Below are 24,496 nucleotides of genomic sequence, written 5' to 3' on the forward strand. Positions count from 1 at the left end.
AACTCTGTTCCAGTCGATGGTCAGCCCTTGGATAAACAGATCATTCATACAGTACTCCTTACTATATAATGTAGGAGAACGCTTAGTTCCGCTCAAACCCAAGATAGCGGGTGCCCTGAAAACTCAGCTTTCCGATGTCGCCCTGCACGAGCAGACCATAATCGCTTCCGTCCACTTCAAATTCCATCCGGTCGCCGCTCTCCACCTGAAAAGTCACATAGTACGATGTAAATGTGCTAGTGTCGTATCCGTGCGCACCGGACATATCTCCGGCATTGGCACTGCTGGAATGCGAAACATCGGTGCGCTTTGCTACCACTGTTGCCGGAACGGTAAGCCGCGGCGAGTGGTTGTTTTTGTTCCATGTGCGGAGATTTGAAATTAGAGCAAAGAAAAACATTCCAATAAAAAGCAGGAACAGGATTGGGAAAATGAAGCTGAATATAGCGTCAAACCATCCAAAAAACATTTTACTCCTCCAAAATTTCTTCCAGCAGGTCTTTTACATCGTTCAGAAAAGATTCTTCTCCGAGGGTGTTCACCTTGAAGAACACCGCTTGACTGCCTCCTGCGGTGATGGCAGACAGCCGAACCGGACTGTCCGCATTCTGGAACATGGTCAGAGTCAGACTCAGGCGGTTGCCGCCCATCATGCTGTACCGTTCAAACACCCGGACACTGCACCGAGCATCGCCCTCTTTGAAATCACTGCCTGCCTCCAAATCTGCAGATCAACTGCTGTCTGGAATTTCATTTTCCAGCTTCCGAAGCAACTTGTCAAAGTTTTTGTTTCGGATGGTCTTTTCAAAGATTGCCATAATGGTTCCTCCGTTCTGACAATAAAATTCAGTCCCTTAATCTTGATACGAGCAGAGCCACGGGAAAATTGCGGAGAAATCGCTTGAAGAGAGGAATTTTGTCTGATTTGATTATAGCATATCTTTTGGAAGAACAAAATACTTTATGTACGCCGCCCGCAGGCGGCAAAAATCAGTCCGGGGGAAATTCCAGTTCGGCAAACTCCGCATCGGTCAGCAGCTTCAGCTTTTCGATAACCCCCTCCGACAGTTCCCGCAGGGCAGTTTCATCGGGCATCAGGTAGCACTGCATGAGCCGCAGTTCGTGGACAAGCCCCATCCGGGTGCCGGTGTTGTAGAGCATCATCAGCATCAGCTCCTCATGGTTAAAGTTCATGTTCAGCCCTCACTTTCCGGCATACCGTGGGATTGCACTCCGGGGCATCGCACTTTTCCTTTAGATTCATCAGCACCGAAGGGCGTTCCGGCTGCTTGTCCAGAAACCCCGGCAGTTCCTTGAAGCCGATGCTGTCCACATAATGCACAGATATCTCGCCATTGCGTTTGAGTGCAATCACATCGCTGACGGACAGGCTGTGCCCCTCAAAATCCTGCGGACGGGAGAGGTTGAACATCTGAAACAGTTCTTCCAGAACCTCGTTGTCCGGCACATCCTGCCACATGGCGGGCAAATCAGCATAGTAGGTGACCTCATAATGCTCCGGGTCTGGCGTTTTGCCCCGACGATGCAGTTCCCGCATGGAAGCAAATCTTTCATCGAGGTTTTTTTCGTCATGCCGCAGCTGCATCACCATATAAACATCGCACCCTGCGTTCAGAAACTTCTGCGGGATGTCCGTCATGGGTTCACCGTCAAAATTCTGATCCCATTTTTGCTGCATCGTCCACCTCACAGTTCCGGTGCAGAACGTGCAGAGGATTTTGGCGCAGACGTATCACTTGCCAGTTCTGCCAGCTTTTCCAGTGTGGAAGGGCGATGGTCTGCACTCAGTTCCTCGGCTTCCGCAACTTTATCCATGACGGCATCGTAGTCCTGCAACAGCCGCCGCCCCTTTTCCATGTGGTGTGCTTCCAGAATCTGCTCACGGGCTTCCTGAATGGTCAGTTCCGGGGCATCCAATTGCCCGCCGTCCATCACGGAAAAATCGCTGTGGTAAATGGTGTAGTCCCATCCATCCTCACAGGACTGGATGGCAAGATAACCTTTGCCACCCAGTTCCCATGCGGCCGGCTCGTCCTGTGTCTGAATTTCGGGGTAGAAGTCAGCATGGTTCCGCTCCATGACCTCGGCAAACTGGCAGATGTGGAACACATTGCCCAGACCGCCCATGTCAAAGTGATAATCATCCAGATGTTCCACCCGTGCCGTAAAACTGCGCCCATCCGGGTAATCCACCTGAATCACGCCGCCATCTGGAATGCGATAGAGGTCATCATAGTGGCTGTTGATGAGACGAATATCCTTCGGCAGCGTTTCCGGCTCCCAGATGCGCCGTCTGCCGATGCCCGCCTGCGGGATGTTTTCGAGGATCTGTACGCTTTCCTGTTGGATGACCTTGCGGTCATCGTCCGAAAGTTCAAACAGATACCAGTTCCGGGCGGCAGAAATGGCGTTCCTGCCATCGGGCGGCAGGTTCTTTTCCGAGATCTGCCCGCTTTCCAGCGGCTCACCAGTTACCTTGTTGTAGGTGGCAAAGCCGACTCCTGCACCGTTTTCCCGGAGGTGGAGATAGCGTTCATCGTTGATAAGGTAAACCGCTTCTTTTTTCTGCTCCATCAGCAGCCACCTTCAAATTCCAGAGAAAACTTGCTGCGGCCATCGGGTTCGGTGCCCAGCAGCACGGTGGCGTTGTAGGTCTTGCCCTTAGCACTCTTGCAATCCTTCAGGCGGACACGCCCATCCCGCAGCAGCTTGTCCGCCATTCGGCCATCCAAACGCTTGCCCAGACGCTTAAAGAACGCATTGTCCTTCCACAGCACGAAACGGCACTCCCTATTCTCACAGAACCAGCCCTTTTCACGCTCCACGACAGGCTTCCCACAGTTCGGACAGACACCAATGATTTTGTTTTTCATAAGCGCATTCGCTCCCTTCGCAGCCTCGGTGGTCGTTACCAGCGAGGAGATCATCTCTTTGATTTCAGTCATAAAAGTTTCCGGTTCCATTTCGCTGCGCTCGATTTGCAGCAATTTCGCTTCCCAGTCAGCCGTCATATCCGCAGACTGGATTTCTTCGGGCATCACGGTGATGAGGGCTTTGCCCTTGTCGGTGGGCAGAAGCACCTTGGTTTTCTTGGTGCCTTTCCGTTCCAGAAAGCCCTTCTGTACCAGTTTTTCAATGGTGGCGGCTCTGGTTGCCGGGGTGCCGATGCCCTGACGTTCCACACCCTCCGGCATACTGTCTGCACCAGCGGTTTCCATTGCATGAAGTAGAAGGTCCTCGGTGAAATGCTTTGGCGGGGACGTTTGACCCTCCTTCAGTTCGGCGTTGAGAATGCCGCACTCGTTTTCCGCTGCATTGGGCAGGGCAGTGAGTTCCTGCTTCCGGTTCAGGATGTCCGCCAGCACCTTGCGCTCCACCGCTTTCCAGCCTTCCTCCAAAACCTCCTTGCCCTTGGCGGTAAATTCCTCCCCGGCGCATTCGGTGATCAGCAGGGTCTCCAGATAACGGAAGGGCTTGCTTACCGCCATCAGCGTCCGGGCGATGATGAGCTTCAGGACGTTCTGCTCGCCCTTGGGCAGTGCGTCCAGATCTGCTTGCAGCATACTGCGAGTGGGCAGAATGGCGTGGTGGTCGGTGACTTTTTCCCGGTTGACGGTGCGCCGTGTCCGAGGCACAGCCTCGTCCACATCTGCCGAGGTAATGTCGAGAAAACCCTCCAACTCCTCAGTCAGTTCCTCCAGCATCTCCTCGTCATCGTCGGTGATATAGCAGCTATCAGTTCTGGGATAAGTGGTAAGTTTCTTCTCATATAGGCTCTGTACATAGTCCAAAGTCTGCTGTGCGCTGTACCCCAGCAAGCGGTTAGCGTCCCTCTGAAGGGTGGTCAGATCATACAGTGGTGGTGGATTCTCGGACTTTTCCTTGCGGGTGATGCGCTGGATCGTTGCTACCATCTCCTTTCGGCAGGCTTTCAACAGGTTTTCAGCAACGGATTTTTCAGGAATGCGGCGGCTGGATGCCGTGCAGCCGCTGGTCAGTTCCAAATCCACCGTGTAGAATTTTTCCGGGGTAAAGGCGGCGATGGCGGCTTCTCGCACCACCGTCATGGCAAGCACCGGGGTCATAACACGCCCCACCGCAAGCGGCTGACCGTACAGGCACGAAAAAAGCCGGGATGCATTGATGCCGACCATCCAGTCGGCACGTTCCCGGCATAAAGCCGCCTCATACAAGGCATCGTATTCAGTTGACGGTTTGAGGTGGGCAAAGCCCTCCCGGATGGCGTTTTCCTCCATGCTGGACAGCCACAGACGGAAAAAGGGCTTTTTGCAGCCTGCTTGCTGGTACACCAAACGGAAGATCAGTTCTCCCTCGCGCCCTGCGTCCGTAGCGCAGATCACGCTCTCCACATCCGGGCGGTGCATCAGTTTTTGCAGGATGCCGAATTGCTTTTTGGTGGACGCAGACACAAGATACTGCCACCTTTCCGGCAGAATGGGCAAATCTGCGATACTCCACTTGACGTACTTGGCATCGTAGACATTGGGCGGTGCCAGCTCCACTAAATGACCAATACACCAGCTCACCAGATAGCCGTTGCCCTCCCAATAACCATCCTGTCGATTGGTCGCACCGAGAACCTTTGCGTAAGCTGCCCCGACTGAGGGTTTCTCGCTGACCACAAGCTGATAAGACAATAAGCATCAACTCCTGTTCTTTTCAGATTTAGATATGTAAGGCGGCAAATGCCGCCTTAAAATCAGATGGGTTCGGTATCCTCCTCGCCGGTGTCCTCCGGCTCGTCCTCGGTGGGAATCTCAAAATCGCCCTTGTCCTCGGTATAACCTGCATCGGGGTCGAGGGCTTCTTTTTCTGCCTGCTTTTTCTGCTTCTGCTTCGCAAAAACGTAGAAGCCGCCGCCTGCCGCCAGCGCAATCAGCACGACCACACCCAGAAAGCCGGATGCGATCTTTGTGATCTTGTTTTCCTTGGGCTGTTCTGTGCCGGATGCTGCTTCCTCCGCAGCTTTCTTGGCTTCCTCCTCGGCTTTCAGCCTGTCCTGCTCTGCCTGCGTCGCCGCTTCTTTTTCAGCGGTATAAGCGTCCGCATCTTCTTCCTCCATCAGTGCCAGCAGGTCGGCTTCGTCCACAAGGTTCATAAAGTGGACGGTCTGCTGTCCTTTGGCGTTGCGGTCGATGACCAAGTAGAACGTATTGCCCGACTTGCTGACCAGCGTAATAAACTGCTGTCCGCTGCCATCGGAGTAGTTGGTGTAGTAATCGTCCACCAGCGTCAGATTGCCCTCCGGGGTCAAGGCACCAGAGGTTTCGTCCGTGACGGTGACAACATCTTTCTCCACGACTTCCGGCAGAACCGGCTGCTCCACCGGGGCAGCTTCGCCCTCAAAGGCAAAGGCGGGAGCCGCCATGCCAGCGCACAGTGCCGCCGATACCAGCAGCGCGCCCAGTTTCTTAATCTTCATCTGCATCGACCTCCTTCTCGAAAGTTGCACCCACGGCAGACAGCGCAGCCGGGTTCGGGGTGGCGGTTGCGGACTGCCGCAGCAGGGCGGCAAGCTGTTCCGGCGTGACCTTTGCAGTCCGCACCATCTCGTTGACCTCGGCAGAATCCTCTTCCTGAATGCGCCGCTCCAGAATCTCGATGCGGTTGTTCAGCTTGATGCGGCGTTCCTTCTCTTTTTCCAGCATCGCCCGCAGCTTATCCGATTTTTCGCTCATAGTAACTCCTCCAATCATTTTGAAAGCCGTCCGAACCCGGCGAGATGTTTCTCCCAGTAGGACGAATGAATGTTTGCGTACTTGATGGGGTCGCCGGCACTGACCATCATGCCGTTGCCCAGATAGATTCCGGTATGGCTCATGCCGGGGGTGTCGTAGGTTCCTTTGAAAAAGACCAGATCTCCGGGCTTTGCTTCGGCTTCGGAAATGTGCTGGCTCTTGTTCCACAGACCGTTGGCGGTGGTGCGCCCCACATTGTAGCCGTTCTGGTTGTAGACCCAGCAGACATAACCGCTGCAATCAAAGCCGGTTTCCGGGGTAGAGCCACCCCACACATAGGGCGTCCCCACATACTTTTGGGCTTCCTTGTAGATGGCGGCAAATTCCTCGTCCGTCAGGGCTTCGGCAGGCACAGTATAGTCGATGCCCGGTGTACCAGAGCCATCGGAGCCACCGGGCGGCAACCCTCCATTAAAGAGGTAAGGTTTGCCACCCAAGGTGTCCTGAAAGATCTCGTACCGTTTCCACTGGTCGTTGTCCAGTTCCTCCCGGATAACTACTTCCAGCCCTTTGTTCACCAATTTGGTGTGGAAGATTTTGTACTCGTAGGGCACCTGCGTGGGAACCGGGATTCCTGCCGGACTGATGACCCAAACGGTCTTGTACCGTATCTGCACCTCTACCCATGTGGTCAGCTTGTACTGCTTTTTGAAGGTCTCCTTCAACTTGCCCTGCACCTCCGAACGGGTATAATCGTCATACAGAGTCGTGAGAAAAGAGGTCAACTGCCATGGGTCATGCTCGATGGGGTCGAGGTGGTACTGGTACTCGTTGTAGCCGGGATGGTCGGTGGGGGTGCGCTTGATTTTCTTGTCCAGTTCTTTTTCCAACTTTTTATAATCCTGCTCTGCACCCCGGATGTCCCTGTCCTCGGCGGAGTACATGGTCTGCCCGGACACCTGTGTGCCGCCGGAAAAAAGGATACCGCAGGACGAGAAGCCGGACATGACCATGAGAATGAGCAAAAGAAAAACGCCCACGATCACCAGAACGTGTGCGTTGCCCTTGGCGGCATTCATCAGCCCCTTTACAGCGGTGCTGACAGCGGTTTTGCCTTTTTGCACCGCCTGTTCCACGCCCGACCGGGCAGCAGATGTGCCATTGGATGCCGCCTTGCCACCTGCGGTCTGCGCCGCTGTGCCTGAACGGACGGCGGCGTAATAGCTTTTGTGGATTTCTTGCCGCTGTTTCCAGCGTGAAAGCCAGTTGGAGCCGCCCTCGCCGGTGCAGGATGCGCCTGCATCTTGTGGCGCAGTCGGCTCTCGTGCAGAAGATTTTGCGGTTTTGGTGCCTTTCTTGCCCTGCATCTTGGCTTTCTTCTTGAGCTTCCGGGCATAACGGCTTTTGGAAATATCACGGACATTTCCTGCCGCTTTTTCGCCCTCGCTCAACGCCTGCACACCGACATTTTCATCTTCGTACTGGTCAACTTCGTGGTGCACCGCAGACCGGGCGGCATGGGCAGCGTACATCTCCCGCTTCTGCGCCTTACTCAACCGGCTCAGTTCGTCCGGGGTCAGTTCCGCCTTGCCGAACCGCAGGTGTTGGTTTTTTTCGGCGGTCTTTTCTGCATCGGTTTTCAGTTTCTTCTTTCTGGGCACCGACTGCTCCACCTTGGTTTTCTTCGGGGGAGAACGGGTCTTTTTTGCGGACAACTCTTCTTTGATGTTCAGTTTCGGCTCACTCATTTCTGTGCGCCCTCCGAGATCTCGTTGAGTTTGGTCGTGAGGATGCGGTAGAGTTCAAGGTCTTTCGGGAAGTGGTCAACGAAGGGCAGAATCACGTTGCCGAAAAACAGCAGCCCTTCGCCCTCGCCGGAGTGGGTCACATAGGAAAGCTGGTGGGGCGAGATGTTGAGCTGCTTTGCGAGAATCTGCCTGTCGCCATTTGCCTGATTGAGCATATACACGAAGTCCGAGTTCTCGAAAATGTTCGATACTTCGGGACTTGCCAGCAAATCTTTGACGTTCTGCGTTAGGGCTGTCGGGATGCCGCCCCACTTACGAAAACGCTTCCAAATTTCAACGCTGTATGCCGCAGTCTGTTCCTCTTTCAGCAAAAGGTGGAACTCGTCTGCATAGTACCGGGTGGATTTTCCGGCACTGCGGTTGGCGGTGACACGCCCCCACACGGCATCCTGCACGATGAGCATTCCCAGCTTTTTCAGCTGCTTGCCCAGCTGCTTGATGTCGAAGCAGACGATGCGGTTGCGGATGTCCACGTTGGTGTGGTGGTTAAAAATGTTCAGACTGCCCTTGACGTAAATCTCCAATGCCGCCGCCACATGGCGGGCTTCCGGTTCGTCCTGCGTCAGCAGGGCATTGTACAAATCTTCAAGCAGGGGCATATTTTCCGGGGTGGGATTCTCGAAATACTTGCGGTAGACCACATGAACACAGCGGTCAATAACCGTCTTTTCTACCGGTTGTAAGCCCTCTTTGCCGCCCACCACCAGCTCACACAGCGAAAGAATAAAGTCCGCTTTCAGAGCCAGCGGATTGTCCTCCTCGCTGTAATTGCTGTTGATGTCCATGGGGTTGATATACTGGGTGCTGGCGGGACCGATGTGAATAACCTGCCCATGCAGACGCTCCACCAACGGAGCGTACTCTGCTTCCGGGTCGCAGATGATAATATCATCGTCCGTCACCAGAAATGCGTTGGTGATCTCACGCTTTGCACTGAAGGACTTGCCAGAGCCGGGAGTGCCGAGAATCAGACCGTTGGGGTTTTTCAGCTTCTTTCTGTCCACCATGATTAAGTTGTTGGACAGGGCGTTCAGCCCGTAATACAGGCTTTCTTTGCCGGACTGGTACAGTTCCTGTGTGGTAAACGGAATGAAGATGGCGGTGCTGCTGGTGGTCAGACCGCGCTGGATCTCGATCTGACAGTCTGCCAGCGGCAGGCTGCTCATCAGCCCCTGCTCCTGCTGAAAGTCAAGGCGGCACAGGTTGCAGTTGTGCTTTTGGGCAATACTGGATGCCTGAAAAACATTGTTTTCCAGTTCCTGTTCAGTCCTGCCGGTGTTCAGCACCAAAAAAGTGACGAGGAACATCCGCTCGTTCTGGCTCTGCAACTCTTTCAAAAGAGCCTTTGCATCTCTGCCGTAGGTCGCCAAATCCGACGGAATGATGTCGATATCATATCCGGCACGGATGGCTTTCTTCTGCTCCTCGATCTTGCTGCGATCCAGTTCCGTGATGGTGCGCTTGACTGTCTTGATGGCCTTGTTCTGGTCAACGGACTGGATGTGCATGGTAACAATCTGGGATGAATCCATGTCCAGAAAATCCTTCAACAGCTGGTCGCTGATGTCGGATGCCGTGATGCTCAGAAAGCTGGCGGCGCAAAAAATACCGCCCATCTGGAAGGTGCGGCTGCTCTTGAACGCAAAGGCGGTGGGTGCAATGGCATCCTTCACCGAAAGGCCGCTTTTCACAAGGTCTTTCCAGTCAAAGTGAAATTTGGATGCACCGTCCATGTTGAACATATCGTGCATGAGTTTCAGCCGCTGGACACCGTTCAGGGGCTTTGCCTGCACCCCCAGTCGGTGAAAGTTGTTGAGCAAATCGTTTTGGATGTGGTCAAGCCGGGGCTTGACCTGTGCCATGCTCTCGCCCTCCACACCAAAGGTGATGAATTTGGTCTTGGTCAGACCATTATTGCCCTTGGCAAGCTGCTGGCGCAGCATCTGGGAATACTCGGCACGAACATCGTCGAAACCGTCCTTCTGGAACGGAATGCGGATGCTTTTTTCAAACTCGGTGCTGTCGGTTGCCATGTTCACGAAGGACAGTTCAAACTTGATGCTGGAATCGAAGAAGTTCAGAAAACTGCACCATTCCTCGAAAATCGCCGTCTTATCCTCCTGCTGGGCGAGCTGGTAATTGATGTCCTGATACTGGATGGTACGGGTATAATAGTTGGGCTTCACCCGGCAGGTACCATCCTCAAACATCCGCTGCATGGGGATGGACTGCTGGGCGGTCCGGGGCACAGCAGGCTTTGCGTTCTGCCTGCGCTTCTGCGCAGACTGCGGCTTGCTGTGATTATCGGTCTTTTTCCAAAACGGAATCATGGGTCACGCCTCCCTTCATCAAAATCGCATAGTAGTTGTTGGTCTTGTAGGGGCGAATTTTCGGGCGGACAAACCGGGACTGCACATAGTACGACAGCAGCTTTTCCATGGGCTGGCCGTTTTTCTCGTACATCCCAAGGAAGAACGCCGGCAGCATCACCGCCATCATGCCGAGGGTGGCGGTAGTGTTGCCGCCGGAATCTCGGAGAACAAAAAACAGCGGCACTCCAATGAGAGCCGCTGTGCCAAAGCAGACAAGCTGCCGTTTGGTCAGGTTGAACGCTACTTTGGATTTGACCTTGGTCAAATCACGGGGCACAGAGATATACGCAGCCAATCAAACACCTCCTTTAGTGCGCTCCGAGGACAGATTTTGTCACGGAACTGGTCTTGAACAGACTGAAACAGAGCAGAACGGTATAGCCTACGATGCTCCAGATGGAATTGATGGCATCCCCGGAAATTGCCACGCTCTGGATCAGCACCGCATAAATCGCCACGCAGATGAGGATGAGAAAGCCCTGAAAGCCCAATGCGAACAGGCATTTCAGGTAGTTCTGTCCCATGTGGCTTTGCTCGTGGTTGCCGAAGGTCGCCATCGGGATGGGGGCAAGGCTCACCATGCAATATATCTCAATCATTCTTCCGTACACGATGACAAAAATAATGATGCTCAAGATTCGCATGGTGATGCCGATGAAGAAACTTTGCAGGAACAGCCCGAACAGGGGTCCTACGTCCATCTGCATCAGGCTGGCTTCCAACATCGACAGACCAATGTCGTTGACACGGGTGTTTCCGGCAATGATGCCGCTGGAATCGGACACCACCTTCTGGGTGATGTCGAACACTGCCATCACAATATCGAAGGTGTTGGAGATAAACCACACCGACACCGCCGTTTTGAAGATCCAGCGCATGATGAGGGCAGGCTCAAACTGTGCCATGTTGTTGTGCTGGGTGATCATCTCAATCAACTCATAACAGGCGATGAAGGTCAGGATGATGCCTGCAATGGGCAGCACTACATTCCGGGAGAGGGCTTCGATCATAGCGAACACTCTCGGCTCAAAGCTGGAGGGCTTGGTGCCCACCTGCTGGGCGATATTGCCGACCTGCGTGTTCACATCGTCGAACAGGCCGGAAAGGTTTGACATAATGCCTGCCGTCAGGATGCCTTTGATCCAGTCGGCAATGGCTTTGAGAACGGTTTCCATTCAGTCACCGCCTTAGCTGAAATGGTTGATAAGGGTCTTGAGGAGGTTCAGGAGAAAAATAATGTGGGTCAAAAACTGCATAATAGCACCGCCTTTCATTGATGGGTGGATAAAAACGCGGCTTGGAGTACGGACATTCAATAAACCTGCAAACCGCAGAGGGCTATCCTTTGCTGCTCAAGCCACCGTATGGAATAATCGCCTCAGAAGCCGATGAAAACAAAAATGCCGACTGCTTTTGGCAATCGGCAATGGCAACAATATTTATATAAGTTCTTCCCAAGGCTCCAGTCCCATTTCTTCCCATGTGACACCATAAGGGGCACCGCCAGAAGTATAACCAGCAATAAAGAAGAAATCATCATTCTGTTCTAAGAGCGGCTCAAACACCTGCTTCTTTTTCTTCTTTCTGTGGGGCTGTGTCGTTTTTACAGCGGGATGATTCGGTTTTTCCTGCCTGCGTTCCTCACGATGAAGCAGATGTTCCGGCAATCCTTTCTCTGCAAGGCGCTGTTCAATAGCGGAATGCTTTTTATTATATACGGCATAGAACTCATCGAAGGAAACACGGTATGGAATGTGCGAAAAAATTTGGCGAGCAAGCAATTCATGTTCATCTGGGGTATCAGGAAACCGTTGATTATCAGAAAAGAACTGATGAAGCTCTTTATATATCCGCTCTACAACTTTAGCCTTCTGTTTCTGCTTGAGCTGTTTGTAAGGCTTGTAATCGTTCATTCACTATGCTCCTAGCGGTAAGAAAGTGGGAATCAAGCAAGCATTTTGCCCTCCAGATAGGAGCAGCGGAGATAATCAGGATTGGTGTAGTACACGTTGGAATTGAAATCGGAGATCTCATCCGTGATAAACGACGAAAAAACATCCAGAATTGCCTGTGCAGCATCCTCATCCTTCATGGTGGACAGCACTAGCCCCTGATACAGCATTCCGATGGAGGTTGCAGCAGGGACCGTATAGCGGCACTCTGCGGCGGTATCAAAATCCCCATCCGGGATGTTGAGATCCTCGATCAGTTCATCCGAAACCTGCTCAAAGGACAGGCAGTGGTTTACTTCTGCCAGCCGGAGCTGCCGTTCGATGTCGGCTTTTGTGAAGTGACGGATCACATCCTGCCGATGATTTTTGGTCTTGCGGGCAATGGTCTCGATCAGGCTACAAACATAGAGAACATCATTTTTCTGCTTTTCGGTCATGGATGGGTTCACTCCTCTCAAAGGCCAGGCAGTGCAAAGCGTTCACGGTATGAAAGCTGATTTGGTGTGTTGGATGCTTGAATTTCGCCAATGCCCAAAATGCTTCACGGCTGATCTGCCCGGACGTAAATCCGTTGACGTAATCCCAAATGGTGTCGTCTGCCATGGGTCCCTCCACAATATCGTAGGGATGGGTTTCGCCTGCACGACATTTTGCAATAAAATCCAGCCATTCGTCCGACATTTCAGGGAAACGCAGGATCTTCAGGTCGGGATTTTCTACATAGCGATAGACGTTCACAAGGCCATCGGCAGAACGGCGGTCTGCCCAGCGGTAGGCTTGCTGATAGTTGTTCGTGCAGTAGAATCCCCAAGAAAAGTCCTTTGTATACCGTGTGATGCGGATTTCGGGATAGACAACTTCTTCTTTACTGCCATGATACAATAAAATCTCGCTCATCTGCTTCACCTTCTGTATGAGAGATCGTTACTATGGCTTTCCTTATTATAATATGTACCGGGCGGCAATCGCCGCCCACTGTTCTTAACCGAACAGACCGCTCAGCAGGGGAATCAGGGTGATGCCCACCAGAGCGACACCGCCGCCAGCCATGAGCTGCTTCATGCCCTGACTCTTACTGCCGGGGTTGTCGTTACCATAACCTTCCAGCAGGTTGATGGCACCCCACACGCCGAGACCGGCACCCAGAGCCACGACCAGAGTCTGAAGAACTTCGATAGCAGAGTTGAAGAATTCCATAGTCTTTTCTCCTTTATTATAAAGCGTTTCCGGTCATTTGTACACACCCGAAATCTTGTAGTTTTACGCTGCATAACCGCAGCAAGGCTGATTTTCTGGTGCACCTTTCTAGCCGGGATAAAAATAAAACCGCCTACCGGGTCAGGCAGACGGGAGCGAATCAGCGTCCACCACGATGAACTCATCACCGGGGTGGATTTTTGTTTTTCGGTTCAGATACTTTTCAATATCGAAGATGTTTTTGGGGTCGTAGTCCGAGGTCAGCTTGTAGTTAGGGTGCTGGGTCAGATCGTACTTGTCAGAAAGAAACGGTCTGACACCACGCAACTGCAAAATGCACTTGCCGCCGTCCAGCACCGCCAGCTCGTCCCGGCTCAATAATTCGTGCCCCATCTTTTGGAAGGTAGTGCCGTAGCTGGGGCTGTTTCCACGGGTGTCCGAGGTGTTGAACGCATCAATCGTTTCTTTTCCCAGCATCTCAGACAGGTCTTTCAGGGTGGTAGGCTCGCTGCCGCCGAGGAAAATCTGGCTGTCCATGTTGCCCACAATGGTGTCCGCGTTATCCTTGTAAATGGCTTTCAACTGGCTTCTCGCCTGCAAAACAAGGCAGGCAGAGATCTCACGGCTGCGGATGGTCGCCACCAGCTTTTCCAGATTGGGAATCTGCCCGATATTGGCGCACTCGTCGATAAGGCACCGCACATGGATGGGCAGTTTGCCGCCGTACACATCATCCGCTTTGTCGCACAAGAGGTTAAAAAGCTGGGTGTAAACCATCGAAATCAGAAAGTTGAAAGTGCTGTCCGTGTCCGACATGATGAGGAACAACGCCGTCTTCTTATCGCCCAGCGTGTCCAGTTGCAGCTCATCGTACATGGTAAGGTCCCGCAACTCTTGGATGTCGAAAGGGGCTAATCTGGCACCACAGGAAATGAGGATGGATTTTGCGGTCTTTCCTGCGGCCAGCTTGTAAAGTTTGTACTGCCGCCCGGCAAAGGAGTTGGGCTTCTTTTTTGCCAGTTCTTCAAACAGCAGATCCACCGGGTTCTGGTATTCCTCGTCGTCCTCCAGCACCTGCATGGTGTTCAGCATTTCCAGCAGAGTAGCAAAGTTTTGTTCCTCCACCGGGGCTTCATAGTGCAGATAGGCGATCAGGGCGGTGAGCAAAAGACGCTCCGATTTTTCCCAGAATGGGTCCCCGCCGGACCCTTCACCCTTGGTGTTGGTCATCAGGGTCGTAACAAGTTTCAGAATGTCCTTTTCGCTGTGGACATAGGCGAAGGGGTTATAGTGCATGGACTTTTTGAAGTTAATGGTGTTCAGGATTTTTAGCTTGTAACCGTTCTTCAGAAGTGCGTTCCCGCACTCGACCACGATACTACCTTTCGGGTCAGTGACCACATAGGAACTATGACATTGTAAAAGGTTGGGTTTAAGCCAAAATCTCGTCTTGCCGCTGCCGGAGCCTCCCACCACCAGCACATTTTTGTTCCGGGCGTTTTTGGGGTCCGGTGGGCGGTTGGACATCATCAGCCGTTCCGTTTTGGTCAGGATGATGTTGTCTGCAAACTTGGGTGCCATGAACGGCTCAATATCCTTGGCGGTGCCCCACCGGGCAGAGCCGTACTCCATGCCGTGGCGGTACTTCTTGGCGTTTTTTCCACGCAAATAGACCGCCAGCCGTAGCCCTGCGCCGCAGCACAGACCTACCAGCAAATCAAGCGGATGCAGGCTGGGCAGAGGGTTCGCAAATGCCACCGGGATAGTGCCCATCATGGACATGATCTTATCGCCCAGTTCCTTGCCCTCGGTAAACCGCCATGCCTCACCAAAGTTGGTTACCACCAGCCCCAACAGAAGATACGGCAGATAGAGCGCCAGCAGCTTTGTCAGCTTTTTCGTGGTCACAGTCCACGCTCCTGTTCCTTGTGCCGGACTTTGCCGGGGAGTTCTGCCGCCGCCTGCACCAGCTCCTGCAATCGTGCCAGCACCGAGGGCCGATTGCCTTTGTTCAGCAAAGATGCCGAATACTCCTTGAACGCCGATTGAAATGCTTCTGCATCCGGGGCTTTGAAAAAGACCAGATACCGGGGCGGAACTTCGGAGGTGTCCTTGCGGATAGCATAGTCGATGCCGTACTTTTTGGCATAGCGTTCCAACCCACGGATGCCGGTCTTGCCGATTTCCACGCTGGATACGCCACGGTTTTGCCGCAGAAGGGTGCGGACACTTTGTTTGCCTTGGGATGCCTTGGACTGGTACAGCCGAAGCGCTGCTTTTATCGCCCGCAGGACAGTCCGGGCAGACAATTTCGTGGTGGAGATCATCAGGTTGAATGATTTCTGTTCGATTTCTTCCTGCACTGCCATCACCTCCTGTGCAGCAGGGTGCTTTTAATCCTCCTGCCCGGCACGGGCAGCGTTCAGCAGAGCCGCCACGAAGAAGCCGAAAAAAGCACCTGCTTCAAAAAATGCGAAACCGTAAAAAAGTTCAGCATGGCACACCTCAGTCGATACAGATGCAGGGCAGTTTCTGGTCGTCTGCCATCAGGGTGATGCTGTGGCTTGCCAGATACTTCTGGAACAGGTAGACCTCATCAATGGTCAGCGAGATGACTTCGCCATCCATATTGGTGCGAGCCAGAATCACCGGACCGGTCAGGTAGTGCTTGCCGCCCATCTTCAGCACCTGCGCCGGGTTATAGCAGAGCAGCAGCGAGGTGTTGGGGAGGTTCAGACAGGCATCGTCCTCCTCAAAGCAGGGCAGGATGTCGGGAGCCTCGTCCAGCGTGATGATGGTCAGCTCCATATCCGGGGCAATAGCTGCGAGGTAGACCACACCGCCCCGGTTTGCCGCCAGCGCAGCGCAGATACGCACATCAATGGTGATCTCCTCGGAGCGGATGGCACGGGTAGCGTTGTTTTTCATAGTCTTTTCTCCTTTTGTTTGCAAAAGAAAAAGACCCCATCGGGTCTTTCGTTACGGTATAAGTCAGCGTTCATTCTGCCGCTGCTGTTTGCGCTGCCACTGTTCCAGCAGCTTGATGATGGTGTCCTCCATCTGCTTCGGGGTGTAGCTGCGTGGGAAATACTTCCGCAGGGTGTCGTTTTTGATGACCACCTTGTCCAGCTCGTCCTTTTTCTCTTCTCCCATAACCGCAAAGGCAACGTCATACGAGAAGTGCCCTTCCTGCGCCAGCTTTTTAAGCCGCTGCGCTTGGGATAAAGACGGCGCATTCTGGGTGTCGTTCATGGCTTCTAAAAAATCCCGCTGTTGACTTTCGTCCAGATAGGACAATTCCACAGCGGGATTGAAGGCAATTTTCTTTTCGTCTACCATGTCCAGCAGTTCAGGAACAAGATTGGTGAGCCGAATAAAACGCTGAACGTTTCGTGCGCTTTCACCAGCACTTTCGGCAAGTTCTGAATCCGCGCGGAACTTCGTGCCAAGTTGGCACGAAGTTAAATCTGACCTAGCACCTTGATTTTTTAGAGCTTCCAGCTTCATTTTGTAGGCGAAAGCCCGTTCACTGGGAAGGATGTTTTCACGTTGGAGATTGCTATCCACCATAAGCAGAACAGCGGCATCATCATCCATATTGCGGACGATGACAGGCAGGGTTTCCAGCCCGGCAAGCTGGGCGGCGTGCTGACGTCGGTGCCCGGAGATGATCTCATAGCCGCCCTCTGGTCTGGGGCGGGCAATCAGCGGAGACAGCACACCGTACTGCTCTACGCTTTCCACCGTGCGCTGCATGGACTCATCGTCCAAAACCTTAAAGGGGTGGTTTTTGAATGGGAACAGTTCGTCGATGGGAATCTGCTGCACCTGCTCTCTCTGCTGTTCCTGCCGGGATTCCTCGGTGGAGAAGATGTCATCTGCCCCTTTCAGCGACACGTTTAAGCTGTTTTTCGGCATTCGCCATCACCTCCTTCGTCAGAGAGCGGTAGGCTTCGGCCACCTTGCCTTTGGGGTCATGCTGGAAAATGCTCTTGCCCACAGCACTGATCTCCGCAGCACGGACAGACCGGGGAATAGTCTGGTCAAACACCTTGATTTTGCTGCCGTAGGCACCCCGAATCAAATTGTCGATTTGCTGTCCGTAGTTGGTGCGGCTGTCCGTCATGGTGAGCAGGATGCCCTCAATTTTCAGTTTCGGGTTGATCTGCCGCCGGACCTTCTGCACCGTCTGCAAAAGCTGTTCCAGACCCTTTGCCGACAGATACTGCGCCTGCACAGGAATCAGGGTAGTGTCCGCTGCTGCCAGTGCATTCACGGTCAGCATCCCAAGGGAAGGGGTGCAGTCCAACAGAATGAAATCGTATTCGTGCTTTGCACCGTCCAGCAACTGTTTCAGCATTTTTTCCCGGTTCATGCAGTTGACAAGGGACACTTCCAGTCCTGCCAGTTCGATGTTGGCAGGGATCAGGTCAACGCCCTCTGCATGGTGCAAAATGCCCTCACCGAGCTGGATAGGCTGGTCGTTCATCGCTTTTGCCAACAGGGTGGAAAGGGTGGTGGGCAGTTCATCGGGCTGTTGCCAGCCCATGCTGATGGTCAGGCTGCCTTGTGGGTCGGCATCCACCAACAGAACTTTTTTGCCCTCCATCGCCAGCCCGATGCCCAGATTTTCACAGGTGGTGGTCTTGCCGGTGCCGCCTTTCTGGTTGACGATGGCTATCGTGGTTGCTTTCTTTGAAATTTTCATCACCTCCGATTCGCTAAGTCGTGGTTGGTCTGGTTCTGGTAGGAAAGCTGCATGGTGGTGGGTGCGTTATACAGAGAAGCGAGCAGGTATTGTTTCATGTTCCTGATGGGACTGATGTTCTCTGCAAGGCACTTCAGCACAAAACGGATATGGTCAGCGTTCAGCTTCATAAATCGACTGCATACCACCTCGGCGGGCTTATCATCCCCGGCAATGCGCAGCAGCTTGCGGTTGGTGGCACAGGTATCCACCAGCAAATTCACGATTTGGTAGAGGGTATCTTCATCATCCGGGTAAAGCCGGAGCAGAAGGTCTACCTCCAAAGAGCATGAAAAATATTCTTCGAGCAGTTCGCGATTCTTCATCTTCTCCGATTCGTCGGAAAGGATAAGATTCGTATTATTCATCTCTGTTTTAGTCTCTTTCTTCTTAATACCTCGTGATTTTACCGGGTCTTGACAAGCGGTTTTAGAGCCACAAGAATCGTCATTATCACGATTCTTGACACTCTCCTTTGAAGATTCTGACGAAAAGTTTTTCACATACACCAAACATGGCTTTCCTTGCCCTCGACGTTTTCGTTCAATCAAACCAAATTTTTCAAGTTCCCGAAGCAGTCGGGTCGCTTTGTTGTCTGCGCAACGCAAAGTCCTCTTGACATCCTCAATCGTGAAGATGATGAACACTCGACCTTTTTTGTCAAACCATTCATTTTTAACAGAAAGGCTCATGCGGTCAAGCAGGATGCCGTAGAGTGTTTTGGCATCGGTTGACAGATTTTGAAACCGCTGCTCCTGAAACAGTGCTTTGGGGATGCGATAGAACGAAAAAAGTTTTCCGGCCTGTCCATAGAAGTAGTCGAGCGTCATACAGTTCTGTCAAGGATGAAAAAATGACGATGTTTCATTGACATGGTTGACAAATCCTCCTTATGAATAATTCGTGCAAACAAAAAAGCGCAATCTCGATTTTTGAAAATCGGAATTGCGCCATGTAACTTAGTAGGGGAGAATGGTCATTTGTCAGGGTCGGTTGACCACAATTTGACCACAAAAGAAACGAAACATCTTGACATCTAACGAAACAGAATGATAAAATAATTTTGAAATTTGATGATACTGCGTACAAGTGGTATCGGAGTGTCCATTGCGTTTTTGAGAGAAGCACAATGGGGTTCAAGAGGCCGTGAGTTCGATTCTCGCCACTCGGACCAGACGCATCCCAGACGAACTTTCTTTTTGTAAGTTTGTCTGGGATGTTTTTTTGTTTTTGTTAACGGTTTCGTCCGAAACATTAAAATTGATAACCAGTTCACGGCCGCTAACTACCATACTTGTTACGAAAGTGTTAACAAGACGGCGACCATACTCCGGTGTGCGCTCGGACGGCTCCATCAAGAACTGTTCCAGCAGGAAAAGGTACTGCTCTTTTGTGAACACAACAGGCTTCTCCTTTTCCAGAGAAGAAAGCTGGAAGCTCAAGGTCTGCTCCTGTTCGGTCAGATCATCCAGACGGGCGCACAGCTGCGCATTAGCGGTGCCGTTTTCAATGGCGTCCAAAATGTTTTTACTGCGGCGGCGGACATCGGAAAGGCTCTGTTCGATGGCTACACGTTCGGCGTTGGGCTTTTCAACGTCGGCCTTTTGCACCTCGACCATGGCTTCGGCCAGTGCTTCCATAGATTCCGGCTGCAAGAGGTGATCCACGATGGACTGCATGACCTTTCCTTCCAGATCGTCCTTCGGGATGTTCCGCAGGTGGCAGTCCTTATTGGGGCAGGTGTAGTAGCGGTAGACTTCGCCGGTGGCACTGTGGCCGCTCATACCGCGCATGAGGGAACCACAGGAGCAGTAGAGCTTGCCGGACAGGATGTAGTCCGCTTTTGGTTCATTCTTTGCCTTGAGCTGACGGTTCAGTTTCAACATGGTTTGTGCCCTCTCCCAAAGTTCATCGTCGATAATGGCCGGAATGGCTCCTTCAATGCGCACGTCATACGATTTGCTGATGTACACGCCGCGATAGGCTTCGTTCTGGATGATCCGGGGAATGCTGCTCTTGTTGAAGGGGTTGCCCTGACTGGTGCGCAGTCCTTTGGCGTTGAGCTGTTCAACAATAGACATGGCGGATTCCCCGGCGGCGTAATGCTCAAAGATAAAGCGCACAGTGGGTGCGGTCTTTTCATCAATGACGAACCGTTTGTGCTCGTCCGTTTTCAGGCCAAGGGCGCGGCAACGGCTGATGGCCTGCCCTTTGAGAGCACTTTCCCTCATGCCACGGCGCATCTTCTCAGCCAGCTCAGCGGAGTAGTATTCGGCCAGCGCTTCCATCACGCCCTCAATGATGATACCTTCCGCACCGGAAATGTTGGATTCAGCAGCATAGACGATCTCAACACCGTTGTCACGCAGACGCTTCTTGTACACGGCAGAATCATAGCGGTTCCGGGCGAAGCGGTCTGTTTTCCAGCAGATCACCATATCGAATGCACCCTTGTCGCTGTCAGCAATCATTTGTTGGAATGCCGCACGATCATCGGTCTTGCCGCTGATGTGACGATCCACATATTCTTTCTGGATGGTCATATTGTGCAGGCGGGCGTAGGCCTCGCAGTCCCGGCGCTGGCCCTCAATGGATTGCTCAGTCTGCCCGCTGCCGCCGCTGTATCTGTAATAGGCGACCAGCCGAACCTCGCCGCCCTTGTTGAGTTTTCTTTTTGCCATACCTTGAGCGTCCTTTCGAGTAATCGTCTCATTTAACCCGCAGATTAGACGAAAGCGCAACGTGTGAGACGAAAAATCATAAATCGCTGCTGAATTATATAAATACAGTTTCATCTATAGCCCGTCAGGCTTCGGCCCGGCGGGCTTTTTCTTTTTGCAAATTTTACGAAAATGAAGAATAAAAGATAATCAACGTAAAATTGTGGAGTAAAAAGGCGAATTGACTTTGGAAAAGATGGCGGCTCCGCGTGCTACACTGGATATGTAAGCAACAGAGTGTAGCACGCGGAGGTTCCCCTGTATTGACAGGGGAACCTCATGGATTCTATCAAGCCTCACCATTGAGATCAAGAAGTTTGCAAACTGCGCTCTGAATGGCAGGTGTCGCGCTTCGATATTGCTCCAATAGGTTACGCTCAAACTCCGAGAGAAGGGGATAACGAACACCACGGCTGCTTCCAAGAAGATAGTCGATGCTGCAATTGAAGTATTCACCGAGCTTTAAGAGCGTTTCATAGTCCGGTTCACGCTTGCCGGATTCATAGTTGCCGTATGCTTGACGAGAAATACCGAGATAGTCAGCGACTTCCTGCTGGGTAGCGTGAGATTCTTTACGGATGATAGTCAGATTTTCCATTGAGCATCCCCCTTTTACTTTATTATAGCAACTGATTGTTGCTTTTTCAACAGAGGAAACAAAATGTTGCAAAGAAACTGTGCAATACGCTGAAAATGCAACGTATTGTTGACATTTGAAAGGAGCAAAGCTATTATGATAGCAACGACACGTTGCAAGGGAGGGAGAGAACAGGTGAGAGAATACCTTATTGAAGCCCGCGAAAAGGCCGGTCTTACGCAACAGGATGTTGCAAACCGCATTGGAATCTCGCGGCAGTATTATCAGATGGTCGAAACCGGAGAGCGTCAGAAGCGGATGGACTTGTCCCTTGCGGGCGGTCTGTCGGTGGTTCTGAATATTCCGATTGCTGAGATTGTGCAGAGGGAAAGCGCCGCACAGGAATCCGAAAGGCAGGAGGGCGGAGCACATGACGCTGAAACCTGAACACATTGTAGAAGCGCTGAACAAAAAGACGTTTGATGAAATCGACCCGGACGAAGTTCTGAAACATTACGGCTACAAGCCGGAAGAAGTTCGTTGCAACGGCGTCGGGATCGGTGTATGGCGCAAGGAAGAAGCGTTTCAGAAGTTGGGGGACATCGGGGCATTCATGAGGTTTGTTGACCATAAAGCAAAAGCCCGGATCGAGTTCAACTACGACCCGGACTTTCCGGCGGCGTTGCTTATTACACACGCCGCCACAAAGACGTAAGATCAGTTTCCCAGAAGCGTGCATTTGCATCCTTGAGGAAAACAAGGAGAAGATTCAAAGTCCTCTGGCGATGTCCAGCAAACCTCTGCGGATTCAAGGCCGGATGTTCCAACCTTTTCAAAGACTTCCCATGCGTACTGTTCCATTTTCTTACAAGCTGCTATACGTTCAGATATGGGTAGTGCGCGAAGATCGACAAAGTAGTATTTCATAAATTCACCCCCTCCCCATTTTATATGTTCAAATTATAGCACGGCGGGGAGTACAAGCACAACAAGGAGCACGAGGGTATGAGCAAATGGCCGAAAAGATGAAGCCGGACAAGCTGATGCTGGATGTCCGGCAGGCCGACGCCGCGGGGCTGTCCTACGGCAGGTGGAGATTTGAAGAAACCGAGCGTATTCGCAAGGGAAAAGAGATCATCCGCCGTCAGTGCGAAGAACGGCGGCGTCGGCGAGATGAAGCCTTATCTGGCAAGGGCTGAAAGAACACGCCAGAGCGGCCCACATGGGCAGGCGGTATGTCCGACACCGCCTTTATATGGTGCGGCCAGCACCGCCGGGGAGCGTCAAGCCCCGCCGCCCGGTGTCAACTCCGGGGCGCACCCACATATCCGAAAATTTACCTGCAAGCAGAAAGGACAAAGAGTATGGCATACGCATTTATTCACGGAGAGGTCAAGGGCAGCGGTGCGTCGGTCGAGTTCAAGGGAAACGGGCTTGATCTGCTGGATTTGACGATCCAGATCGTGGGCAGCGTTGTAGCAGAAGTTCCCGAACCGCTTCGTCCGTACGTTATCAAGAAGATTCAGGACAAAATTCCTGATGCAGTGCAGAACGATTTGGAAGCGCAGGGAAAGGCGGCTCCGGCAGAGAAGAAGGAAAAGCCTCCTGTTGGCGAGACGGTAGGGTTCCGCATGGCACGGCAGTTTGCAGAGACAGAGCCGGGCTTCAAGGACTTCATTGTGGCGCTGGCAAACAAACTGCAGAACGGTTGACTTTGAAGGATAGAGCATGAACTGTAATGTGGAAATTACAGCCGTGGGAACGGCTGATGGTCTGGAAGTCAGCATTCACGGCGGTTCGGTTGGCATGATGACGGCGGCAGAGCTTATTGTGGCCCGTGTCCTCATGGCGGTAGCCGATGACGAGGAAAATCTGGCAGGTCTGAAAGACAGTATGTTTGAGATCATCAATGAAATGGTCAAGGACTGCTGGGCTGAAAAGACGGCCAAGACGGAAGCCGAAAAAGAAGCTGCAGTGAACAAGCTGAAAGCCTTTGTGGCAATGCTCTTTGAACCGGAGGACTGACACAGGGCGGTTCCAATGGCGGGAGGAACGAAAACAAAACCCGCTGCCAGAAATACAGGCAGAAAGGCGGGGGAGTGTGAGCAGTGAATTTACGCCCTTTGTGGCGGCGTCCATGCGGGAAATGCTTTTGGATATGCTCGAAAAGCACCCGGAGATTTTCGACAGACCGACAAGATACCCGGAGGGTCGGGCAGAATTTTTGAAACAGAAGGAGCCGAACCATGGATAACGAAAAACTGTATGAGGACATGAAGCCGAAAGAAAAGTTTGAGGTTCTCTGGGCGGAGAGCGGCCTTGCTGATCGTCCGGGAGCGGAAAACCTTTGGCAGCAGATGGTGGCTTTGGGGTTCTTTGAAAAGCCTGCAAGCATTAAGCACCATTCCAACCATCCCGGCGGTCTGTGTGAGCACTCGGTTTGTGTGGCAGAGGCGGCAATGGAACTGTGCAGAACGAATCACGCTTTCAAGAAATGTCACCGGAATGAAGTTCTTGCGGCAGCGCTTCTGCACGACTATTGCAAGGTGGGCAAGTACCGCGATAAAGGCAAAGGTGAGTACGAATACTTTGACGCCGGTCTGGTAGGCCATGGAGAAGGAAGCGTCATCATGGCACAGCAGTACATCAAGCTGACGGCGCGGGAGATCGTGGCGATTCGCTGGCACATGGGAGCATACAGCGGGTCGCAGGACTGGGATACGCTCAGTGCTGTTTATGACCGCTACCCGGAAGCCCTGTGTCTGCACTTCGCGGATATGATCGCTACACACTACGATGAAGTTCCTTTCTGAGGCTGTAAATGAAGGTACATAACAGAAGTCCCACCGAAAAAGACCTGCACAAAAATGAACAGTGCAGGCACACGTTCGAGATCACCCACAAACGGTGTGCACCGTGCAGTGGCTATGATACGAACTGTGAACGTTACGAAAAAACCAAGGGTGCTGCTGATACAAAAACATCTAAGGTATGAATGAGCCGCCACGCACCGCGTCAGCGCGGCGGCTTTTATATGGCGCGGGGCTGAACCTTGAAACGACGCAGGGGGAAACCGCCAGCGGGGCCACACCCCGTCCGCGCCGCTTTGCAGCAGGTATTCATGGAAGCCGGTGCGTTTGTCCATAATTTGACGCACCGACAGGGGCAGAGGGTGCCGTATGGCGGCGTTTCTCCCGTGTAAGCTGGTGCAAGACCACGCTGCCTTTCTGCCAAGCTACGCCCGCATGACGGTGCGGAAACCGATTTGGGCGTGCACGCCGCATGAGCGAAGAAATGCCTTGTCCGATCCACCCAAGCCAAAGGTGGAAGGTCTGCTTGACCAAGACCGGCCCGCCGCGCTGCTCTCTTGCGCGGTGGGTTCTGATATGCGGGTGCAGCAAGG

General features: G+C 52.6%; 30 protein-coding genes and 1 pseudogene. 6 read left to right on the top strand and 25 right to left on the bottom strand.

The window, feature by feature from the left end:
• Positions 1 to 82: 82 nt before the first annotated feature.
• The 24 genes and pseudogenes from F3G95_RS05720 to F3G95_RS05835 all read right to left on the bottom strand — a co-directional run bounded on the left by F3G95_RS05720 (position 83) and on the right by F3G95_RS05835 (position 21,114).
• Positions 83 to 469 carry a DUF2500 domain-containing protein gene (locus tag F3G95_RS05720; protein WP_005921746.1) on the bottom strand — a complete coding sequence of 129 codons (387 nt, stop codon included), beginning with the start codon at positions 467 to 469 and terminating at the stop codon, positions 83 to 85.
• A 1-nt stretch (position 470) separates the two neighbouring features.
• A pseudogene (locus F3G95_RS05725) lies at positions 471 to 818 on the bottom strand (DUF6054 family protein).
• Between the two features lie 172 nt (positions 819 to 990).
• Positions 991 to 1,194: a transposon-transfer assisting family protein gene (locus tag F3G95_RS05730; protein ID WP_015536785.1), complete on the bottom strand. Its 204-nt coding sequence runs from the start codon at positions 1,192 to 1,194 to the stop codon at positions 991 to 993.
• Positions 1,184 to 1,699 (bottom strand): YodL domain-containing protein, encoded by a 516-nt coding sequence (locus tag F3G95_RS05735; protein WP_149794199.1) that lies wholly within the window; start codon positions 1,697 to 1,699, stop codon positions 1,184 to 1,186. Before F3G95_RS05735 ends, F3G95_RS05730 begins: the two co-directional genes overlap by 11 nt.
• 8 nt (positions 1,700 to 1,707) lie before the next feature.
• A complete protein-coding gene (locus F3G95_RS05740) occupies positions 1,708 to 2,595 on the bottom strand; it encodes an LPD16 domain-containing protein (protein ID WP_149794200.1) in 888 nt (295 codons plus the stop codon).
• A complete protein-coding gene (locus F3G95_RS05745; RefSeq protein ID WP_149794201.1) occupies positions 2,595 to 4,679 on the bottom strand; it encodes a type IA DNA topoisomerase in 2,085 nt (694 codons plus the stop codon). Before F3G95_RS05745 ends, F3G95_RS05740 begins: the two co-directional genes overlap by 1 nt.
• Before the next feature lie 62 nt (positions 4,680 to 4,741).
• Entirely contained in the window at positions 4,742 to 5,470 is a 729-nt protein-coding gene (locus tag F3G95_RS05750; protein WP_149794202.1) for a DUF4366 domain-containing protein, read from the bottom strand.
• Positions 5,454 to 5,720 (bottom strand): DUF4315 family protein, encoded by a 267-nt coding sequence (locus F3G95_RS05755; RefSeq protein WP_055191823.1) that lies wholly within the window; start codon positions 5,718 to 5,720, stop codon positions 5,454 to 5,456. Before F3G95_RS05755 ends, F3G95_RS05750 begins: the two co-directional genes overlap by 17 nt.
• 14 nt (positions 5,721 to 5,734) lie before the next feature.
• Positions 5,735 to 7,468, bottom strand: coding sequence for a C40 family peptidase (locus tag F3G95_RS05760; protein WP_149794203.1), 1,734 nt, complete (start codon positions 7,466 to 7,468; stop codon positions 5,735 to 5,737).
• On the bottom strand, positions 7,465 to 9,858 hold the full coding sequence (locus tag F3G95_RS05765; protein WP_149794204.1) for a VirB4-like conjugal transfer ATPase, CD1110 family: 2,394 nt from the start codon (positions 9,856 to 9,858) through the stop codon (positions 7,465 to 7,467). Before F3G95_RS05765 ends, F3G95_RS05760 begins: the two co-directional genes overlap by 4 nt.
• Positions 9,830 to 10,195: a PrgI family protein gene (locus tag F3G95_RS05770; protein ID WP_149794205.1), complete on the bottom strand. Its 366-nt coding sequence runs from the start codon at positions 10,193 to 10,195 to the stop codon at positions 9,830 to 9,832. Before F3G95_RS05770 ends, F3G95_RS05765 begins: the two co-directional genes overlap by 29 nt.
• Before the next feature lie 13 nt (positions 10,196 to 10,208).
• Positions 10,209 to 11,075 (bottom strand): VirB6/TrbL-like conjugal transfer protein, CD1112 family, encoded by an 867-nt coding sequence (locus tag F3G95_RS05775; protein ID WP_097777511.1) that lies wholly within the window; start codon positions 11,073 to 11,075, stop codon positions 10,209 to 10,211.
• 264 nt (positions 11,076 to 11,339) lie between these two features.
• Positions 11,340 to 11,813 carry a hypothetical protein gene (locus F3G95_RS05780; RefSeq protein ID WP_149794206.1) on the bottom strand — a complete coding sequence of 158 codons (474 nt, stop codon included), beginning with the start codon at positions 11,811 to 11,813 and terminating at the stop codon, positions 11,340 to 11,342.
• Positions 11,814 to 11,845: 32 nt separating this feature from the next.
• Positions 11,846 to 12,289 (bottom strand): hypothetical protein, encoded by a 444-nt coding sequence (locus F3G95_RS05785; RefSeq protein WP_149794207.1) that lies wholly within the window; start codon positions 12,287 to 12,289, stop codon positions 11,846 to 11,848.
• Entirely contained in the window at positions 12,267 to 12,749 is a 483-nt protein-coding gene (locus F3G95_RS05790; RefSeq protein ID WP_097839633.1) for a DUF3990 domain-containing protein, read from the bottom strand. The genes F3G95_RS05785 and F3G95_RS05790 overlap by 23 nt, the downstream gene beginning before the upstream one ends.
• A gap of 84 nt (positions 12,750 to 12,833) precedes the next feature.
• Positions 12,834 to 13,049, bottom strand: coding sequence for a Maff2 family mobile element protein (locus F3G95_RS05795; RefSeq protein ID WP_055186938.1), 216 nt, complete (start codon positions 13,047 to 13,049; stop codon positions 12,834 to 12,836).
• A 141-nt stretch (positions 13,050 to 13,190) separates the two neighbouring features.
• Entirely contained in the window at positions 13,191 to 14,957 is a 1,767-nt protein-coding gene (locus F3G95_RS05800) for a VirD4-like conjugal transfer protein, CD1115 family (RefSeq protein ID WP_149794208.1), read from the bottom strand.
• Positions 14,954 to 15,418, bottom strand: a complete 465-nt coding sequence (locus F3G95_RS05805) for a PcfB family protein (protein WP_149794209.1) — start codon at positions 15,416 to 15,418, stop codon at positions 14,954 to 14,956. The genes F3G95_RS05800 and F3G95_RS05805 overlap by 4 nt, the downstream gene beginning before the upstream one ends.
• A gap of 136 nt (positions 15,419 to 15,554) precedes the next feature.
• Complete coding sequence (locus F3G95_RS05810) at positions 15,555 to 15,977, bottom strand: hypothetical protein (RefSeq protein ID WP_149794210.1); 423 nt, start codon at positions 15,975 to 15,977, stop codon at positions 15,555 to 15,557.
• A 63-nt stretch (positions 15,978 to 16,040) separates the two neighbouring features.
• A complete protein-coding gene (locus tag F3G95_RS05815; RefSeq protein ID WP_149794211.1) occupies positions 16,041 to 16,967 on the bottom strand; it encodes a ParB/RepB/Spo0J family partition protein in 927 nt (308 codons plus the stop codon).
• A complete protein-coding gene (locus F3G95_RS05820) occupies positions 16,924 to 17,757 on the bottom strand; it encodes a ParA family protein (RefSeq protein ID WP_149794212.1) in 834 nt (277 codons plus the stop codon). The genes F3G95_RS05815 and F3G95_RS05820 overlap by 44 nt, the downstream gene beginning before the upstream one ends.
• On the bottom strand, positions 17,757 to 18,626 hold the full coding sequence (locus tag F3G95_RS05825; protein ID WP_149794213.1) for a DUF6017 domain-containing protein: 870 nt from the start codon (positions 18,624 to 18,626) through the stop codon (positions 17,757 to 17,759). The genes F3G95_RS05820 and F3G95_RS05825 overlap by 1 nt, the downstream gene beginning before the upstream one ends.
• A gap of 306 nt (positions 18,627 to 18,932) precedes the next feature.
• Positions 18,933 to 20,477, bottom strand: coding sequence for a recombinase family protein (locus F3G95_RS05830; RefSeq protein ID WP_188117520.1), 1,545 nt, complete (start codon positions 20,475 to 20,477; stop codon positions 18,933 to 18,935).
• 328 nt (positions 20,478 to 20,805) lie between these two features.
• On the bottom strand, positions 20,806 to 21,114 hold the full coding sequence (locus tag F3G95_RS05835; protein ID WP_015564753.1) for a helix-turn-helix transcriptional regulator: 309 nt from the start codon (positions 21,112 to 21,114) through the stop codon (positions 20,806 to 20,808).
• Between the two features lie 135 nt (positions 21,115 to 21,249).
• On the opposite strand from F3G95_RS05835, the gene F3G95_RS05840 reads away from it, so the two are divergent.
• A complete protein-coding gene (locus F3G95_RS05840) occupies positions 21,250 to 21,540 on the top strand; it encodes a helix-turn-helix transcriptional regulator (RefSeq protein WP_005946010.1) in 291 nt (96 codons plus the stop codon).
• Complete coding sequence (locus F3G95_RS05845; RefSeq protein WP_015564754.1) at positions 21,524 to 21,808, top strand: hypothetical protein; 285 nt, start codon at positions 21,524 to 21,526, stop codon at positions 21,806 to 21,808. The genes F3G95_RS05840 and F3G95_RS05845 overlap by 17 nt, the downstream gene beginning before the upstream one ends.
• A gap of 2 nt (positions 21,809 to 21,810) precedes the next feature.
• Here the strand turns inward: F3G95_RS05845 and F3G95_RS05850 are convergent, their stop codons facing one another.
• Positions 21,811 to 22,020 (bottom strand): hypothetical protein, encoded by a 210-nt coding sequence (locus F3G95_RS05850; RefSeq protein WP_145945645.1) that lies wholly within the window; start codon positions 22,018 to 22,020, stop codon positions 21,811 to 21,813.
• A gap of 86 nt (positions 22,021 to 22,106) precedes the next feature.
• Between F3G95_RS05850 and F3G95_RS05855 the strand changes: the two genes are divergently transcribed.
• From F3G95_RS05855 to F3G95_RS05870, 4 genes are all read left to right on the top strand, one after another.
• Complete coding sequence (locus tag F3G95_RS05855) at positions 22,107 to 22,292, top strand: hypothetical protein (protein ID WP_005946016.1); 186 nt, start codon at positions 22,107 to 22,109, stop codon at positions 22,290 to 22,292.
• A gap of 165 nt (positions 22,293 to 22,457) precedes the next feature.
• The gene (locus F3G95_RS05860; RefSeq protein ID WP_149794215.1) at positions 22,458 to 22,805 is read left to right on the top strand and encodes a hypothetical protein; all 348 of its coding nucleotides are present in this window, start codon (positions 22,458 to 22,460) and stop codon (positions 22,803 to 22,805) included.
• 16 nt (positions 22,806 to 22,821) lie between these two features.
• On the top strand, positions 22,822 to 23,118 hold the full coding sequence (locus tag F3G95_RS05865) for a hypothetical protein (RefSeq protein ID WP_149794216.1): 297 nt from the start codon (positions 22,822 to 22,824) through the stop codon (positions 23,116 to 23,118).
• A gap of 221 nt (positions 23,119 to 23,339) precedes the next feature.
• Positions 23,340 to 23,906 carry an HD domain-containing protein gene (locus tag F3G95_RS05870; protein WP_149794217.1) on the top strand — a complete coding sequence of 189 codons (567 nt, stop codon included), beginning with the start codon at positions 23,340 to 23,342 and terminating at the stop codon, positions 23,904 to 23,906.
• Positions 23,907 to 24,496 lie beyond the last annotated feature (590 nt).

This window comes from Faecalibacterium sp. Marseille-P9312 (genome assembly GCF_902497445.1).
GTDB lineage: Bacteria > Bacillota > Clostridia > Oscillospirales > Ruminococcaceae > Faecalibacterium > Faecalibacterium longum.